Genomic DNA, 17,489 nt, shown 5'->3' with positions numbered 1-17,489 from the left:
AATATTAAAAATGATTCTACCTAACTGTTAATATTCAGTTGGGTTATTGTTTTTTAAAAACTTTTTCTCTGATTTTTGGCATTTTACAAAAAAACTTGTTGAAGGTAATGAAAGGGGAAATCATCAAGACGTTTTTTGGAGGAGCATGCAGATGAATGGGATGATTAATACTAATACGGAAATCAATGAGCGTGGCTTTTTGCCGTATCCAATCATTTTAGCTGCAAATAAGGGTGAGCTAGAAGCAATGAAAGTAGTTGTTCTACATTATGGAAGCTATATGACAAGCCTATCCATGCGTAAGCTCCGTAATGAACAAGGAAACACTTATTGGGGCATCGATGAAGATACACGCGAACGCTTACGAGCGAAGCTTATGCAATCTGTTTTAACTTTCAAAATTTGAATACAGAATGGTTAGGTTTTCCCTTTCATTCATCATATATTTGTTCTTTGACAAAGAAAGCACGGAAGATTACGCCGTGCAGTATAAGCAAAAAATCAGATACGTTCTACTGATGATGAGCCAATTGATTCATACGCCATGACTTTCGTTAGAAACGAGCGATAATCTATGAATCTAATGTAATCGTGGTGGATTGCTGGCGATAACCCATCAGTTAGGATAATGATACTCCCCTATCGTCATGGTTCGAGCGTTTGAACCGTCGCAAGCTATGAGTAGGGCTGGAAGAAATACTTGCAGGGGTGAAATTCCCGTGGAGCTGCACCAGCAGCCGTCTGATTTTTTATATTCAATTTAGCAAGATAGGTTAAAGTAACTATCAAGTTATGACATTAAATCCTTTTTATTTTAGTGCAAGAGCCAAATTCACGCAACATATTAGAATTAGTTTTATAGAAGCGATATAATAATAGACAGATATCAAATAGCATATCCTAGTCTATGGAAAGGAGTTCATATGGTCACAGTCACTAAAAAAGACTTGATAGCACTAGGTTATGGTCCCTCTTTTTCAGCTGATATCATTAGAGAATGTAAAAAACTAATGATTTCAAAAGGACATGCGTATTATCAATCTAAAAAGTTAGATCGTGTTCCTAAAGAAGCTGTTGAAGAAGTATTAGGGATAACTTTAGATGTGTGATTTGTACTTCTTGCACTAATTGCGTAAGGAGTGAAATCATGACTAAAGATATCGTCAAAAAGGCAAAGAACGGAACATATTATTTTCGTGCTAATTTAGGGTATCACCCGATCACTGGCAAGCAAATTCAGAAATACCGTAGTGGTTTTAAAACTAAAAAAGAAGCAAGGGAAGAATATTCGAGGTTACTGCTTACAAAATCAGATGAATTAGAAGAAAAGCAAGATGACATTCTGTTCCAACAGTTTATTGAAGATATTTTTTTACCTTGGTATAAAACACAAGTAAAAGAAAGAACGTACGAAAATCGATTACCGACCGTAAGAAAACATTTCACTTTTTTTAATAGTTTAATCACTACCGAAATTACCCCGATTCATGTGCAAAAATGGCAATTAGCATTATCTAAAAAGAAGTATCGTTCTTCTTATATTAGAAATGTTCAAGGGTTATTTTCCATGGCGATGGATCGAGCGGTTGTTTTAGGTTTAGCTGAAAGTAATCCATCTAAAATTGTTGGAAATGTAAAAAAGACAAAGACAAAAATAGATTTTTGGACCAAAGAAGAATTTGAAAAAGTCATCTCTCTTTTTTATAAGGAAGACTACTATCAACACTTTTTATTTATCTCATTGTGGTTTTTATTTATGACTGGGATGCGGATTGGAGAAGCCACTGCAATTCAATGGGAAGATATTGACTTTGATTCTGGCGTGTTATCTATTGATAAAACACTTTACTATAAGAATTTAGATAATTACTCTTTTGTAGAACCAAAAACAAAGGCTAGTGTGCGCCAAATTGCATTAGACGGGGATACTTTAACTTTACTCCGTGAATGGCAGAACGTGCAGCAAGCTGTCATTCAAACCAATTATGTGATGAGCTATAATGGTGTTCCTACACAAAAACATACGTTGGCGAATGCCATTACACGTTTTTCAAAAAAAGCTGGGGTTCATCGAATTAGATTACATGCTTTAAGACACTCTCATGCTTCATTGCTTATTAGCATGGGTGAAAACCCATTAATCATTAAAGACCGCCTAGGGCATGAAGATATTGAAACGACACTCGGCACTTACGGACATTTGTATCCTAACAGTAACTTTGAAGTAGCCCATAAATTAGAAGGTATTATGTCTTACCAAACAGCAACAGAAAATGAAGATACTTCACCAAAGAATCAATTCACTGCTCGTTACCTACGCAAAGGATTAAAAACAAATAATGCAATAACAATGCAATGAAAATAGAGTAAAGAGCTGAAACCCTTATAAACAAAGGGGGTTCAGCTCTCCTACAACTACTCCCACTCCAAGTTTGCGGGTGACGCCAAAACACTGCTATAACAACGTTTATCGCACCTTCAAATTGTTTTGGCGGGGATTCTGGCGGAACTTATTTTTTTACTGCTTGATTCCCATTAAATGATATACTTGATTTTTCCGCTGTTCGTATATTAATGTTACCTGTCATCTCTTCCGCAATTAGTTCATCTACACCTGACCACATATGTGAATAATGCTTTAACGTAATTTCTGGACTCGAATGTCCCATACGCTTTGATAAAATCAAAACAGAAACGTTAAATTCATTAATGAGATAAGACGCATGCGAATGTCGGAGTCCTTTAGCTTGAATACGATGAACATCTGCAAGTTTTGCATAACGTTGAATAATTCTAGCAAGCGTCGATTTAATCATTGGCGCTCCATCATAACTAAAAACAAAATCGTCAATCCCTATTTTTGATTGTCGTTGTTTCCATTCTTGCAACACTTGTATCGTATCCTCATCCAAAGAGATGATCCGTTTACCATCCTCTGTTTTTGTATAATCTTTTCGTTTCCAATTGCTTTTATTTATTAAATACAGTGAGTGATGAACGCGAAGCCGTTTGTTTTTAAAATCTATATCATCCCACCACAAGGCCGTTCCTTCACTAACCCGTATCCCCGTCATGAAATACGTCCACAACATCACAAAACATAAATGTTCATAAAAGTCATCCAGACAAATAACCGAGATAACTTTTTCAAATTCTTTCTTTGTCCAATATGGGACAACCGCTTTTCCTTTAGGGATAGCCTTCACCTTTTTAGACACGTTCACTTCTAGATATTGCATATCAACTGCCATATCCAGACTTTTACGAAACATACCAAATACCAAACTTGCATATGCTTGGGAATATCCAGCTCCTTTATCAGAAAGTAACCAGGTTCGATAACGTTGGACATCTTCTACTGCTAAAGAACGAAGCTCAATGTTTGAAAAACGATCTCTCATACTTTCTAAAGTTCGTTTGCGAACGTAAAAAGTACTTTCTTCCACCTCGGTTTCATAAGCTGGAATGTACACAGTGTCCATGAATTGACCATATGTCATGTGATAATTTCCATAACCATTTGCTTGATGGTATTCATTTTTCACCCGTACCAATTCTTTATAAGCTTGTAAAGCAGAAGTAAACTTTTTTCCTTGTTGATTTGTACGTCCCTTTTTACGAAGTCGCTTTCCAGTAATGCGATCCGTTCCTAACTCCGTTTCATAAAAGTATTGTTCATTGTTATCAATATAGACCCCTGCATATTTGGTTTTAGCCATGACTGTCTTCCTCCAATTCTAGTTCACACCCTAGAATCGATTCGACTGTCATTTTTGGTACACGCCCTAAGCGTTTATTATTATAAAATGGATACCCTTTTTGTACCATGATTTGTTTGGCTTGTCTAATAATTCGTATCGAAGTATATTTAGGATACCCAAGCTGAATTAAATCATCTTTTGTAATCAGTTCCTTCATTAATATATACCTCCTTTTTCATCAACAGAGGAATACATACTAGAAACAACGATTCACTAATCTACTTAAAAATCAGACGGCTGTTGGTGCAGCTCCACGGGAATTTCACCCCTGCAAGTATTTCTTCCAGCCCTACTCATAGTTTGCGACGCTTTGAACGCTCGAACCATGACGGTAGGGGAGTATCATTATCCTAACTAATGAGTTATCGCCAGCAATCCACCACGATTGCATTAGATTCATAGATTATCGCTCGTTTCTAACGAAAGTCGTGGCGTATGAATCAAGTGGCTCATCATCAGTAAAACGTATCTGATTTTTTATTTATACTGCATGGCGTTATCTTCCATGCTTTCTTTGTCAAAGATCAAATTATGATTAATGAAAGGGAAAACCTAACCATTATTTCATCAAATCTTGAAAGCTAAAACAGATTGCATAAGCTTCGCTCGTAAGTGTTCGCGTGTATCTTCATCGATGCCCCAATAAGTATTTCCTTGTTCATCACGGAGCTTACGCATAGATAAGCTTGTCATGTAGCTTCCATAATGCAAAACAACTACTTTCATTGCTTCTGGCTCACCCTTATTTGCAGCTAAAATAATTGGGTACGGCAATAAACCACGCTCGTTGTTTTCAATATTAGAATTAATCATCCCATTCATCTGCATGTTCCTCCAAAAATCGCTTTAACCGTTCAAAAGAGCTTGTCCGTCTATACTGAACTGTACTACGTGGAATATCGAGTAGTTGACCAATTTCCACATCAGATTTATTAAAAAAGTAGTATAGGAGGACAGTAATACGCTTTTCTTTTGGCAAAGTACGCATGGCTTCAGCAAGTAATTTCGGAGTGATTTTCTTTCCAGCCACTTGAAAACTTTGTCCTTCTTCTCCTTCATATTGCTTATCTAAGGTATAGAGTTGATTTTCTTCTTGTGGGGTGAGATCAGAAAATGTCATCTCCTTTGCTTGTCGTTGTTTTCTTTCATTAAAAATATTGATTGCTTCATTCTTCAACACACGTTTACAAAAAGCATTAAATGCACAGCGAACTTGCCATTCGGTACGATCTGGTTCTATCATGCATATCCTCTCCCTTCGCAACCGCAAAGGTGGGTGATGATTTCCCCTTTCATAACCTTCAACAAGATTTTTTATAAAATGCCAAAAATATCAGTGATCTTATTTTTTTAAAAAATATAAGGCCCAACTGATAATCAACCAGTTGGGCATAAAAATTGATATTTGTACTAGATGCTGTTTGTTGTGACATTACTGCTATAATGGTTTCATAATTATCCAAGATGTTTTTGATATATCGTAGCTTAAAAAAAGCAAAATTAATGTCCCCTTATGAAATCCTTTTTTAAAGGGAGAAACGGAGGTTTAGATTTTTTTAATCTCCATTTGATAAATTCACTACATATAGTAAAGTCTTGTCCTCCTATATTACATACGATCATCAAACGCTTATCGCCAGCTTCGAATCGTTTCCAATATATTCTCTGTATAACTCCCTGCCCACTTTACGATTCTTTCCGCCAAACGGGGTAACAATAACAATAAAATGATTCCTGCTATGCAAGCTACTATAGCACGTGGTAATGTATTAATCGCAATCATCATCACGGTCATATCAAATAATCTATACAAATAAGGAGATAAAATCATAGCGATTGGCAGTAAATAACAGACAAAAGCAGCAATAAAAGTGAAGAAACCTAGAATAAATCTTGGAAAAATCATGATCCCCACAGTAAACCAATTTCTTTTGTCTGAAATTTCCTTTGTCAATTTATCTTGTGGATCCCATTTTAAGCTAGGGATATTTATATGCGCATATTTTTCTGCTATTTTTCGATCCAAATCCAGAAAAAAAGGAATCGTCCGAAAAACTCCTGCTAAAATCGGAATACCAACAACTGTAAAACTTACTCCAACGGAAAATGTTACGCTTATTAAATAAAAAGCGAAATATAAGAAGCCGATGAAAAACCAAAGGAACAAATACAGAAAGTTTTTAAAATTAAAGATAAGCATTTTCATACAGAAAACCACCTTTTCTTTTAATAATGAAGTAGCATTAGATTCCTCACTGTCCAATACTTATTTCATTATCCATACTTCACGTCATAAGGCATAGTGACATTTTGTCATTTGTTTTCATGACTGATATTCATAATGACTTGTAGTAAAATAGTGATAGTCACATCATTAAATAAGCGGGGTTCTCTTATGTATGACATCATCAAAAAGTGGTACTGGTATGACTGGATGGTATTTGCTGTTCGCTCCATTTGGTTACTCTCTGTCCTAATCGGCTTGTGGGAATTTCATAATATTTTATCATTTCCGTTTTGGATTCTGTTTGGATTGCCCTTCATTGTCTTTTCAATTCCATTTTTAATTCAGCAATTTTTTAGAAAATACTTCATACTTACGGAGATCATCATTTCTGGAAGCTATTGCATTTTTTTGACATTCCTTCTTCATGATGCATTATGGCAGTTTATCCCGATTGCTTTTGTGATAGGGTTTTACAGTATCCTAAGAGTCTATATTTGGTCCGGACCTTTAACTATTGTGGTCATTCCTTTTATCATCGGAATGGTAACCGATCAATCTTTGACCGACACTTTTCTTCGTTTAATATCGAATTATGGTGTAGCATTTGGACTTGGTTATGCTTTTCAATTACTTGTGACCAACCATAAGCAAAGCTTGATCATCCATAAGCAAAACAGTGTGCTTGAACAATATGTATACGAGGTGGAACAACTTACTCTGCAGGAGGAGCGTAATCGTTTATCGCGGGAGTTGCATGATACGGTCGGTCATACGTTTACCACGATGATCATGGGTATGGAGACAATCCATTCTTCGTTGGCGGATGAAAAGGTTGGACATAAACTGAACGTTTTACTGAACACGGCACGTGACGGTTTACAAGACATGCGAAAGCTTGTACATCAGTTGGAACCATCCGCAATGAATTTATCACTTGTTCAATATGTAAAACAGTTAATTGACAAATTTATGGAAAGTACGGATACGTCTGTTAAATTTCGATATTTTGGAGATGAATACAACTTATCAAAGGAAGTTAAATTAACGATTATTCGTTGCATTCAGGAAACATTAACGAACGCTGTTAGACATGGGCAAGCAAGTGAAATTAAAGTATCTTTATACTTCGACAGCTTGGAGCTACGCTTGCAAGTTGAAGACAATGGTGTATTGGAACAAGCGAAAAAAATTGAACTCGGCTTTGGCTTACGTGCGATGAAAGAAAGATTGCAGGCTTTGCAAGGAAATTTATCCATACATACAGACAATATGGAAGAAACGGTGATTATCTGTACTATTCCAAGAAACAGCGAAGCTAATACCGAGACGCTCAAGGTAATCTTAGTAGATGATCAACCTGGCATTTTGGATGGGTTGAAGACAACTTTGGAGAGTCACAATCAACTGCAAATTGTCGGTATTGCTGAATCTGGAGAAGATGCCTTATCATTAAGTAGCCTAAACCAGCCCGATATCGTGCTTATGGATGTAAATATGCCAAATATGAATGGAATAGAAGCCATGGAAGCGATAAAGGAGAAGAATCCCATGATCAAGATTGTGATTCTTTCATCTTTTGAGAATATCGATCAAGCGGTAGAGGCTCTGCAAAAAGGAGCAAATGGCTATTTACTTAAGTCTATTCAAGCAAAAGAGCTCATTGATACCCTTCGTTTCATTCACCGTGGAGATACCATTATCTACCATGAAATTGCTAATCAGGTGTTTGAAAAATTGAAGGAGCAAAATATTTCAGCTGGTAAACATGACAAAAATGATTATGGACTGACATCTCGAGAAATTGAAATTATTCACTATTTAGCCAAAGGTATGCGTTACAAGACCATTGCCGCTAGACTTTTTCTATCTGAAGGTACAGTTAGGAATTATGCTTCCGAAATGTACGCCAAACTTGGTGTAAACAATCGTGACCAAGCTGTAGAAAAGTGTATAGAAAATGGATTGATATCTCATTGATCTCTTTCAGGAATTTGGGTTCAGGCCGGGAGGAATATGGGAGTTATGTTAATGATCAATACGGTAGTAAATTTCCCCGAAAAGCATTAGCGCTAAACATAATGAAAGAAGATACTCGATTCACAGTATATGCACCAGTGAGAAACGGAACACGTAATGGAAAATGGACGGACGCAAGCACTAGCCAGAACAACCGGCAAGTCAGTTGATAGGCTGTATGTGCAGACTACAAGCTTCCTTACTCTAAGATAGATGAGCAAAGCTACGTACAAAGTGAGTCGTACTTTAGAACACCGTGGCGTCAAGACTTCGATCGCTTGAAAATAACGAACTATTCGTCGGTTATCGATCAGTGGTTTGAGTACCTCCCAATCATGCCACATTTGAATCACATGAAGTCAAGCAAGTTCCTTTATGATTAAAGTAGTGCTTTTGATAATTCATACTTCTGCAGATTGATTTCTAGAAAAAGTGAAAAAATTATTATAACATTTAAAAATCCGTATGCGAAATGCAGTTTGCATTATCACATACGGATTTTTTATCGCTGTTGAAAAGCTACTTTTACACCAAGCCAAATATAAATCAAACCTGCAAATTTTCCACTCCATTGTCCAAGTTTGGCAGTTCTCTTCATCAAACGGCCAATGAGTCGAACACTGATAGCAATCAAGGTAGTGTAAAGACAACTCATAATCACAAATATCAAACCTAGCAATAAGAATTGAACTATCGCAGTGCCCTTTTCAGGATGGACAAATTGAGGCAAAAAAGCTAAAAAGAAAATAGCCGTTTTTGGATTCAATACCTCTGCCAAAACGGCTTGTCTGTATGATTGAAGGTTTGATGACTTTGAGACGGAAGGAAGGTCTTGTTTATTGGGCTTTTCTGCAATAGCTTTAAGCCCCATATAAATCAAATAAACTGCCCCAGCATATTTGACAAGGTTAAATGCAGCAGCTGAAGTCATCAAAATAGCAGACAGCCCCAAAACAGCAAACATTGTATGTATGAAATCACCTGTTGCAATGCCTAGCCCTGTTAGAATCCCTGTTTTTCTGCCTCCTCGTATGGTGCTGGACAAAGTTAAAAGCACCGCAGGACCGGGTACCAAAAATAAACCTAAAACCACCACAAAAAATGTTCCTAATGTTGAAAACTCTATCATTTAAATATCTCTCCTTTTACTAGAATACTCATCACTTTAGTTATATCGCTAATATTTTCCCTGTATAGAGTTAGTGGGAAACAATCATCAGAATTGACGATAACTCATATGAAACCTCATCCCCCATTCCATTTTGGTCTAAATTCGCCAAAGAACGAAGACGAAGAGTGCTGATGAGGCTAAACTTGAAATAGTCCGAACATGGTTCCATGATGTCCATTTTAAATAATACTCTTTCCATAGCTCCAAACTTTCTGCATCTGTAGCTATTACATTGGTTAATGCATCATTTAGTGGAACATTATATACCGCCGTAACCAGCAAGCTTCCCAGAAGATAAAACAAACTACCAACAAATATATAAATGGCAATCGGTTCTTGCCAATTTAATAATGAAATAATCACAAGTAGGAAACAAACAAGAGATGTCCCCATAAATACTGTAAAGAATAGCCGATTTAGCACAACGCTATTTATGGACTGCATAGCCGAAATTCCCTGCTCTGGAGGGAGCCGATAGAGAGCCTTCATGACAAATGCCGAAAATGCAAAGAATAATCCTGCAATCAGCCCAGATCCTAATGATGCAGTAAAAATTAGAATAGGAAAGCGGTTTTCGATCATATTTCATCTTCCCTTTGTGCGTTTTCTCTAAGATTGATTGAAGGGCAATTCCTCATCATTTCGTGAACCAATTGTCTAGGGTTTTCACTTTCAAATACAACATGATCAAACTCACAACACTTCAATTGAAGTATGACGACTTCATTTTGGTTATGATAGGCTAAAAAGTATTTTTTATCTTCAATCATGAATATTCCAGCTTTATAGCCAAATGTCGTAATGCCTGTTTTCTTAATAGCTGCTGTCCATGGAAAATGAAATTTGCCCAACTGAATTTCTTCAATGGAGGTGTACGATATTTTAATCTCCTTCCTCAAAGTCAAAGCCGCTGTCCATCCTGAAATATTCAGTAATAACTCACGATCCCCCGCCACAACTTGAAAACTCATCTTATATCTCCTCCAATTTATATAACCAATTACCCATGGATTATTTAACCAGTGACTCGATGAAAGAAGTCACATAGAAGGCAATTCCTTTCGGGATAAATACGATGTTGCAAATAATAAGCAGAATACAATAAGGAATATGGATACAGTCATTGTGGTGAAAAAATGAGGTAACACATTCCCTGACGTTATAATGCTAACAGCTTGATTGGATAAATGCGCTGGATTTAAGACTTGGAATCCTCCCCCCAGCATAGTAACAGTCTTCAAAAAGATTAGAACAAAAATAGACAGCAATGCAATAGCCGGTGTTCTAGACAATAAAGCTCCTATAGTGATTACAAAGGCCAATATAAATAAACACCAAATGTAATAAACTCCCAACCCTGCTGCAATCCTAACCACGGAAACAGCTTGATATAAATAAAAAGTATAAAATACGGCTGACAGAAATCCGATGAATATGGAACCTGCTATCATAACTGCATGCCCCAATAACTTACTTAGCAAATATTCAACAAGTGTCGTATTGCGCGTCAGAATAAACGCTAACATGCCATTATTTTTATCTGCTGCGATGATCCCCATCGTCGCCATCACAATCACGATTAAGCCCAATTGGTCAAATTGATCCGTTAAGGCACTAGCTAATACTTCACCAGCAGTTAGCTCAGGTAATGTTATCGTCATACCATCAGGCAGCCCACCAGCCATTTTTAAAATTTCTGGTAAATAAAAAGACGATAACGGTTGCAAGATGCCCAAAAACATAAAAACAACGGGCAACCATAATAGTTTGTAACTTCTTTTTGCATCTAGCCACTCTTTTTGCAAAAGAACTGTGAAGCGATTCAAAATGACTTCACCATCCTTAAAAAGATTTCTTCCAAGCTTTCCTGTACCAATTCAAACTTTTGAATGGGTAGATGTAAATTTAAAATATTGCTTAACAGCCAGTTTCTCCCTTGCTCGATGTTTTTCACTCGAATTTTGGCTGCATTTCCTGTTAGCTCAATGGATTCAACTATGTCTTCGTTCACAAGCTGGTGTACCCAATCGCTTAACTGAGGCGCCTGAATATTAAAGATTGGCTTTTGAGTCTGTTCCATAATTTGTTGAATGGATCCGTTAACAAGTAATTGCCCTTTATTTATGATCAGCATCTTATCGCAAAGTTCTTCGGCATCATGCAAAATATGTGTTGAAAAAAGAATGGTCGATTTCTGTTTGATCACTTTAAGCAATTCTAATATATCCCTGCGTCCTAGTGGATCCAATGCCGAAACCGGTTCATCCATAATCAGTAATTTTGGTTGATGGATAAGTGCTTGTGCAATCCCTAACCTTTGTTTCATTCCTCCCGAATAGGTGCCAATAAGCTGATTTTCTACCTTACCCAGTCCAACCAGCTCCAGCAATTCGTTGATTCTTTGTTCCAAAATTTCCCTCTCTATATTTGAAAGGCCACCCATAAATGTAAGTAATTCTCTTCCCGTCATCCATGGATAAAAAGTAGGGTGTTGCGGTAAATACCCAATAAGTTTACGCATTTGATCATGGCGTTTTCCGTTAAGCAAGATTTGCCCACTTGTTAGTTTGTTTATATCTAAAATCATTTTAATAATCGTTGTTTTACCTGCTCCGTTAGGACCTAGAAGAGCCACACATTCTCCTTGATTAATATGAAAATTGATACTTTTAACGACTTCATGATCTCCGTAAATTTTTTGAAGTTGACTTACTTGAAGTAGGTGCATCTGTACGTTGCCTCCTTCCTAAGACAAAGTACAAAATTGGGCCGATTATGTTAACCAAAATAATAATCGCACCCCACAACCATTTATAATCTGTACTTTGATCTTTTTTTAATAAATCCCATAATGCCACAGAAAATAAGATCAGATGTAAGATTAAGATGGGTAAAATTACTGGTAACCATGCTCCAATTTCGTCAATTCCAATATGATAACCATAATGCACATGTATTCCCCCTTACTCTTTTGGTGGTTTTTGTGGGATAAACATACTTGCAAAAATTCTAGAGTTTCGTTCAGGTGTTAACTCGTTGTTGATCACTTTTCCAATCGCCTGATTAATGGACTGGATAAGCTCCTGAAATTCTTCATCTGACAGATGCAAAGGTACATACGCATAGCTAAACCCTTCTTGCTCATACTGTTCGGAGGACGTATTCGCCAAATAAGATGTCGCTAATTGAAGTAAATTACCGTGAAATACGGAAAAATGACGGATATGATCTTCCTGTGAGATCGATTCAATTTCGCTTTCAGGAATTTGCAAGTTATCCATTTTGACTGCGAATTTACGTTCCTCTGTTCCTTTCACCTTTTTCGTTTCAATGACTTCAATAAGGTTTGCTTTGAGTAAAAGATTGATATGACGATATAACGTAGCTTGAGGAACATCTCCAAGTATCTCCACAAGTTGAGCTATCGTCAGTGGTTTATTTAGCAACAATTGCTGTACAATTCGCATTCGCACAGGATGAAGAAGTAAATCGGCATTTCCTTTCATTGGATTACCTCCGGATTATTATCATTTTATAAAATGATAATAAGGAATCAAAACAAGATTGTCAACTACTTTTCATATTGACTCTATAACTACTTCCCCTTCGCAAGAAGGCACTTCAAATCCGTTTAAGTAAGAAGTTAAAGTATCTTCCGTGATAGGAAAAGCTGCATTTGCATCAAATCTTTTACTCCGTATATCCAACCGTTTGCGAATAATTTCAGGACTAACTTTCAAATAAATAAGTCTCCACTCACCACCAGCTTTTTCAATTAGCTGTTTGTATCCATCTCGTTTGGCTTTTTGCCAAAAACTAAAATCAATCACAACCTTTCGTTTATCCTGAATCAGACGTATCAATTGATTTTGAAGCCTTCTTTCAGCTTCAACTTGATAATCGCCATATTTCTCAGCAGGATAGTCTATTCCATAACGTCCATTAACCTTCCAAATCTCTTCATCAATCGAAAGACGTACAAACCCTTCTGTTTCCAAGCGTTGTGCGAATGTCGTCTTCCCTGAACCCGCTACACCACACATCATAATAATTAATGGCTTTGAAGTTATTTGTCTTAATATGTCCTTTATATTTTCTTCAAAATTCGACAATACTATCACTCCTAATAATTTCACCTTTTCTTCTATATAATCGGGTTCTTGTTCCTCTAAAGGATCAAAATCAATATTCGGATGACTATATGCTTTCACAAGTCCGTCATCTTTTAATCTATAAAAGGTTGTTTCTTTTTTATCTTCTTTATCATGAACATTACTGAAATCCTCCCATTAGTTATTATTAAATAGTTTGTTCTCACGCTTTAGATCATGTTGATATAAGGGATTATGCTTCCATGTTAAAAGCACTGTACCAGACAAAAAGGCTAATACTCCTACTATATAAGGGAAATAAGTGTTAATATCAAATAAAATCCCCCCTAATATAGGACCAACCACACTCCCTAGGCTTACATATGCATTATTCATACCCGCAATAAATCCTTGCTCATTTACTGCCAATTTGGATAACACTGTATTGATAACTGGACGCAGGATGGAAGTAGCGGTATAAAGGAAACAAGTCAGCAATAAGATACTCCAAAAGCGTGTGGTGAACAAGAGAAATAAAAAACTAATGCCACCCGCTATCATTGTTCCATTCATAACCCTCGATTCACCAAAAAGGGAAACAAATTTATTCGTTAATGACAGTTGAATTATAACACTTACAAATGCAGAAATTGTGATTACCAGCGCAATATCCTTTGCCGTATAGCCAAATTGTTTGTCAACAAACAGCCCAAAAATGGCTTCAAAAATATATAAGGCTACACTATAGAGAAATACCAAAAGCAATGGAACAACATAAGGTGCTCGAATGGAACGTAATAATTGCTGTACCATTGGTTGGGGGGAAACGCTGTCTTCTGCCGTCAACTGTGTCTTTTTCCCTAAGGTCTCAGGTAGTAAAAAAAATGACAGTAAAAAGGAAACAAAGGATATAGCAGACGCAAAATAAAAAGGTACATATAAACCATACGTTGTTAGAAAACCCCCAATTCCAGGTCCTATGACAAAACCAAATGATATAGAGGCATTAAGGAAACTTAACCCCTTAGCACGTTCTTCTTCTGTCGTTATATCAATAATACATGCCATAGCACTGGGAATTAAAAGTGATACTGCGATACCTGTTAAAAACCTCCCTAAAAATAGCAACCAAAAATGAACTGAAAAAGCAAAGACTAATTGAGATAAAGTGAGACAAATTAAACCAATCTCTATAATTCTTTTTCGACCATAGCGATCAGCAAAACGTCCAGCAATTGGAGATAAAAAAAGCTGAATAATACCGTATGTGGCTACTAGTAACCCCATCATTTGTCCGTTTGTTTTAAATTTATCCATAAAGTCGGGCAATATCGGGATAATTAACCCAAATGCAACCGTTGCGATAAATACACAAACCATTAAAAGAAAAAGAGTTTTTACTTTCCTCGGTTTAGATATCAAATCATCATTCACCTCTTTTTTTAGATTTTATTAAACTTTAATGTTAATAAAGCGTAAAATTCAAAGAAAACCTTCATAATATGTGCTCCCATTATTCTTGTAAAATAACACCCTCCGCTAGATTAAAATTAAATTTTTAAAACCATTAAATCTTCGTCAAAATACTTCCCGTTATCTTTTAAAGCGTTCTTTTCTACTCCATAAATTTTGAATCCAAAGGATCTATATAGATTCTTTGCAGGCTCATTATTGGATACCACTGTTAAATTAATTTGTTCCAAACCGATGCAATCTTTTGCCTTTTTTATCAGTTCAAGCAGGAGCAATTTCCCTAACCCTTGTCCTCGCATTTCTGGCTTCACAAACATTCCGAAAACATTCCCTTTGTGAGCAATTTTAAGACTACTTTCACGCATAAAAGTCACAATTCCCACTAATAAATTTCTATCCTCAAAAGCACCCAAGACAAATTTGTTATCGTTTGGTTTTAATCGTTCTGCTACAGTTTCAAGAGTGAATTTAGCCTCTCTCTCATAAGTTGAGCCAAATGCTTCAGGGTTGATTTTTAATGCACTTAAACGTAATTCTTGGTATAATTGAGCATCAGACTCATTTAAAATTCGTATAGTCAATAGCTTCTCCCCATTTCCTTTTCTCCACTTAATAATCATATTACTTCTTAAACTTGCATAGATGCTATTTCAAATACTAAAGTCAACCCCAATGTCAAGACAATACTTTTTTAAAAATAAGGTAGGTTAATATATTGTGTCTTTGCCCTTTCACGGTTAAAGCGAGTACTTGCCTCACTGAAAATGAGAACCACTCGATGTTAGAGCCAGCCTTAGCGACAGCTGCTTGCCATTGACCGCCGTGCCCGATTCTTAGCAGGCGATGGAGGGGGGCCCACGAATGCTTAGAATCGATTTGTCCGTGTACAATTTAAAGAAAAATCAGCCCCTTCAGGCTATTTTTTTGGCCTGCGTGGGCTCAATGAACACGGACAAAAGCAAGGTCAATGGTGGTGGGCAACCAGCGATCCACCTACCCGAAATAAATAGATGCTGGTGTTTTATAGTTTAATGACTGATGGGGACGTTCGTGATTGTAAAAATCTATATAGTCCCTTATATTTTTCCTTGTTTCCCTTGGAGTCTCGTATTCTTTTAAGTACACCTCCTCGTACTTTATGTTTCGCCAAAAACGTTCGATAATGATATTATCCAGTGCAGACCCTTTCCATCCATGCTGATTTTTTTAGACTAGTAAAATGGCTTATTTTAATGTTTTTGTGCCATTTGAATAACATCTTTAAATTTCACTTTTCCGCTGTAATTCATGACGCCGTTCACGTAAATTCTACTTGCCAAGTGGTTAATGATTGCAATGCTAGCTAGAAGAATGACGATGGTAATGCCCATCTCCGCATATCCCGCTTCGCCGGATACGATTCTTGAAAATGTCACAATCGGTGATGTAATTGGGATATAGGAGCTAACAACAACAAGTGTTGATGCAGGGTTAAAGATGGAGCTTATTCCGATAAAAAAAGCCACCATGATGCACATAATAATCGGGAAAGAAACTGAACCTAAGTCTTCCGTTCGGCTTACGACAGCACCGACTGCTGCATATCCAATCGCATATAATAGATAGCCGAGAATAAAATAAATGATAAAGGAAGCAACCACGATTCCGGTTAAATTGCTTAGATCAATATCAAAGCCGAAAAATGAAAATTGTTTCCCATCAATCCAACCTAAGGAGTAACTTGCAAGAAAGCCTAGAAGCATGATAACAATTTGCACTAGTCCCGTGACTAACTGTACAAGAATTTTTCCATACATCATATAGATCGGCTTTACTTTCGGTATCATGATTTCCATAACACGCGATGCCTTTTCGGCAGTAATGGTATTTGCAATCATTTGACCTTGACCGAGGATTAACAAATACATTAGGATAACGAAAATATAAACGATCCCCACTGTTCCAGTCGTATCTTTTAATGCTTTGTTTTCTACTGGAACGGGTGTTACCAGTTTAGCCGCAACCTCCCGGTTAACGTTCGAATCCGCAATTATTTTATGGATCCCTACTTGTTGGATTTTTTGAGTTAGGATGGCCACTAGCTCTTGATCAGCAAAAGATTTATACGTGTACGTCAATGCGGGTAAACCGTTCTTTTCTTTCATTTCGATAATGCCATCGAGCTCCCCGTCTCTAACTTGTTTCTTTAATTGCGCCAGATCGCCTTCTTCTTGTAAAAACAGTTTTACCGAATTCAGGCCTTTATTTAGCTGATCGATATTTGTTTTGTAGGACGTTGGATTAATGAATGCGACTTCATCCTTTGGCCCGTTCGACGAAAAATGACTAAAGCCAAAAATCCCAAGTACAATTACAATTGTAATTAGATTACCGAAGATAAATGACTTCGAAGTCAATCCGTCTTTCAAATGAAACTTAAAAACGGTCATAAATTTCCCCATATTATCCCACCTTTTCAATAAAGATTTCATTTAATGTCGGCTCTAACATCCTGAAATTGCGAATGGGGATCGAGCGTTTCTCGAATCGGTTGAGAAGTTGAATCGCTTCTTTATCATTCGTCACTTTCACGACGATGTCCGCTTGTCCTTTTTCAAAAGGTATGTTCCAATCATGAAGTGCAGCTTCAACAGCTTCACTGTTCGAAATCGTTAAATTACGGAAGCCGTAATCTTGTTTAATTTGATCCAATCTCCCTTTAACGATCGCTTCTCCTTTTTTCATTAAACAAATATGCTCGCAAAAGCTTT

Annotated in this window: 21 protein-coding genes and 1 pseudogene; 4 read left to right on the top strand and 18 right to left on the bottom strand. The window is 36.7% G+C overall.

Annotation, left to right across the window (positions count from 1 at the left end; translation table 11 throughout):
- Positions 1–151 precede the first annotated feature (151 nt).
- The 3 genes from ACPYKA_RS09385 to ACPYKA_RS09375 all read left to right on the top strand — a co-directional run bounded on the left by ACPYKA_RS09385 (position 152) and on the right by ACPYKA_RS09375 (position 2,359).
- Positions 152–406: a helix-turn-helix domain-containing protein gene (locus tag ACPYKA_RS09385; RefSeq protein WP_336252577.1), complete on the top strand. Its 255-nt coding sequence runs from the start codon at positions 152–154 to the stop codon at positions 404–406.
- Between the two features lie 517 nt (positions 407–923).
- Entirely contained in the window at positions 924–1,109 is a 186-nt protein-coding gene (locus tag ACPYKA_RS09380) for a DUF3173 domain-containing protein (protein ID WP_017795842.1), read from the top strand.
- A gap of 38 nt (positions 1,110–1,147) precedes the next feature.
- The gene (locus ACPYKA_RS09375; protein ID WP_479542032.1) at positions 1,148–2,359 is read left to right on the top strand and encodes a site-specific integrase; all 1,212 of its coding nucleotides are present in this window, start codon (positions 1,148–1,150) and stop codon (positions 2,357–2,359) included.
- 151 nt (positions 2,360–2,510) lie between these two features.
- Here ACPYKA_RS09375 and ACPYKA_RS09370 read toward each other — a convergent pair whose 3' ends face one another.
- The 5 genes from ACPYKA_RS09370 to ACPYKA_RS09350 all read right to left on the bottom strand — a co-directional run bounded on the left by ACPYKA_RS09370 (position 2,511) and on the right by ACPYKA_RS09350 (position 5,967).
- Positions 2,511–3,719 carry a tyrosine-type recombinase/integrase gene (locus tag ACPYKA_RS09370; RefSeq protein WP_479542031.1) on the bottom strand — a complete coding sequence of 403 codons (1,209 nt, stop codon included), beginning with the start codon at positions 3,717–3,719 and terminating at the stop codon, positions 2,511–2,513.
- Complete coding sequence (locus tag ACPYKA_RS09365) at positions 3,712–3,918, bottom strand: DUF3173 domain-containing protein (protein ID WP_077604216.1); 207 nt, start codon at positions 3,916–3,918, stop codon at positions 3,712–3,714. The genes ACPYKA_RS09370 and ACPYKA_RS09365 overlap by 8 nt, the downstream gene beginning before the upstream one ends.
- Positions 3,919–4,328: 410 nt before the next feature.
- The gene (locus tag ACPYKA_RS09360; protein ID WP_077604217.1) at positions 4,329–4,583 is read right to left on the bottom strand and encodes a helix-turn-helix domain-containing protein; all 255 of its coding nucleotides are present in this window, start codon (positions 4,581–4,583) and stop codon (positions 4,329–4,331) included.
- On the bottom strand, positions 4,567–5,004 hold the full coding sequence (locus ACPYKA_RS09355; protein WP_479542030.1) for an RNA polymerase sigma factor: 438 nt from the start codon (positions 5,002–5,004) through the stop codon (positions 4,567–4,569). Before ACPYKA_RS09355 ends, ACPYKA_RS09360 begins: the two co-directional genes overlap by 17 nt.
- A gap of 387 nt (positions 5,005–5,391) precedes the next feature.
- Positions 5,392–5,967, bottom strand: a complete 576-nt coding sequence (locus ACPYKA_RS09350; protein WP_077604219.1) for a sensor domain-containing protein — start codon at positions 5,965–5,967, stop codon at positions 5,392–5,394.
- 189 nt (positions 5,968–6,156) lie between these two features.
- Here ACPYKA_RS09350 and ACPYKA_RS09345 point away from each other — a divergent pair, with 189 nt between their 5' ends.
- The gene (locus ACPYKA_RS09345) at positions 6,157–7,965 is read left to right on the top strand and encodes a hybrid sensor histidine kinase/response regulator transcription factor (RefSeq protein WP_207452456.1); all 1,809 of its coding nucleotides are present in this window, start codon (positions 6,157–6,159) and stop codon (positions 7,963–7,965) included.
- Between the two features lie 541 nt (positions 7,966–8,506).
- Here ACPYKA_RS09345 and ACPYKA_RS09340 read toward each other — a convergent pair.
- From ACPYKA_RS09340 to ACPYKA_RS09280, 13 genes and pseudogenes are all read right to left on the bottom strand, one after another.
- Complete coding sequence (locus ACPYKA_RS09340; protein WP_077604222.1) at positions 8,507–9,133, bottom strand: LysE family translocator; 627 nt, start codon at positions 9,131–9,133, stop codon at positions 8,507–8,509.
- Between the two features lie 138 nt (positions 9,134–9,271).
- Positions 9,272–9,757 (bottom strand): anthrone oxygenase family protein, encoded by a 486-nt coding sequence (locus ACPYKA_RS09335; RefSeq protein WP_282862221.1) that lies wholly within the window; start codon positions 9,755–9,757, stop codon positions 9,272–9,274.
- A complete protein-coding gene (locus tag ACPYKA_RS09330; protein ID WP_207452458.1) occupies positions 9,754–10,146 on the bottom strand; it encodes a hypothetical protein in 393 nt (130 codons plus the stop codon). The genes ACPYKA_RS09335 and ACPYKA_RS09330 overlap by 4 nt, the downstream gene beginning before the upstream one ends.
- Before the next feature lie 69 nt (positions 10,147–10,215).
- Positions 10,216–11,001: an ABC transporter permease gene (locus ACPYKA_RS09325; protein ID WP_207452459.1), complete on the bottom strand. Its 786-nt coding sequence runs from the start codon at positions 10,999–11,001 to the stop codon at positions 10,216–10,218.
- On the bottom strand, positions 10,998–11,903 hold the full coding sequence (locus tag ACPYKA_RS09320; protein ID WP_207452460.1) for an ABC transporter ATP-binding protein: 906 nt from the start codon (positions 11,901–11,903) through the stop codon (positions 10,998–11,000). The genes ACPYKA_RS09325 and ACPYKA_RS09320 overlap by 4 nt, the downstream gene beginning before the upstream one ends.
- A complete protein-coding gene (locus ACPYKA_RS09315) occupies positions 11,854–12,126 on the bottom strand; it encodes a PLD nuclease N-terminal domain-containing protein (protein WP_313886522.1) in 273 nt (90 codons plus the stop codon). Before ACPYKA_RS09315 ends, ACPYKA_RS09320 begins: the two co-directional genes overlap by 50 nt.
- A gap of 12 nt (positions 12,127–12,138) precedes the next feature.
- Positions 12,139–12,681, bottom strand: coding sequence for a helix-turn-helix domain-containing protein (locus ACPYKA_RS09310; protein WP_207452461.1), 543 nt, complete (start codon positions 12,679–12,681; stop codon positions 12,139–12,141).
- Between the two features lie 72 nt (positions 12,682–12,753).
- Positions 12,754–13,221: a P-loop nucleotide/nucleoside kinase family protein gene (locus tag ACPYKA_RS09305; protein ID WP_207452493.1), complete on the bottom strand. Its 468-nt coding sequence runs from the start codon at positions 13,219–13,221 to the stop codon at positions 12,754–12,756.
- A 243-nt stretch (positions 13,222–13,464) separates the two neighbouring features.
- Positions 13,465–14,688, bottom strand: a complete 1,224-nt coding sequence (locus ACPYKA_RS09300; RefSeq protein WP_242698409.1) for an MFS transporter — start codon at positions 14,686–14,688, stop codon at positions 13,465–13,467.
- 128 nt (positions 14,689–14,816) lie between these two features.
- Positions 14,817–15,320 carry a GNAT family N-acetyltransferase gene (locus tag ACPYKA_RS09295; RefSeq protein WP_479542029.1) on the bottom strand — a complete coding sequence of 168 codons (504 nt, stop codon included), beginning with the start codon at positions 15,318–15,320 and terminating at the stop codon, positions 14,817–14,819.
- 412 nt (positions 15,321–15,732) lie between these two features.
- Positions 15,733–15,944: pseudogene (locus tag ACPYKA_RS09290) on the bottom strand (integrase core domain-containing protein); the annotation flags it as partial.
- A 24-nt stretch (positions 15,945–15,968) separates the two neighbouring features.
- On the bottom strand, positions 15,969–17,180 hold the full coding sequence (locus ACPYKA_RS09285; RefSeq protein ID WP_479542028.1) for an ABC transporter permease: 1,212 nt from the start codon (positions 17,178–17,180) through the stop codon (positions 15,969–15,971).
- Between the two features lies 1 nt (position 17,181).
- Positions 17,182–17,489, bottom strand: a 308-nt coding sequence (locus ACPYKA_RS09280; RefSeq protein ID WP_479542027.1) for an ATP-binding protein DrrA1-3 family domain-containing protein, incomplete at its 5' end; no start/stop codon positions are given.

The sequence above is a fragment of the Pseudogracilibacillus amylolyticus (SeqCode) genome, from assembly GCF_051918545.1.
In the GTDB taxonomy this organism is placed as follows: Bacteria; Bacillota; Bacilli; order Bacillales; family Amphibacillaceae; genus Pseudogracilibacillus.
Note: the sequence above shows the minus strand (reverse complement) of the source record. Positions and strands in the feature narration are given on the sequence as shown.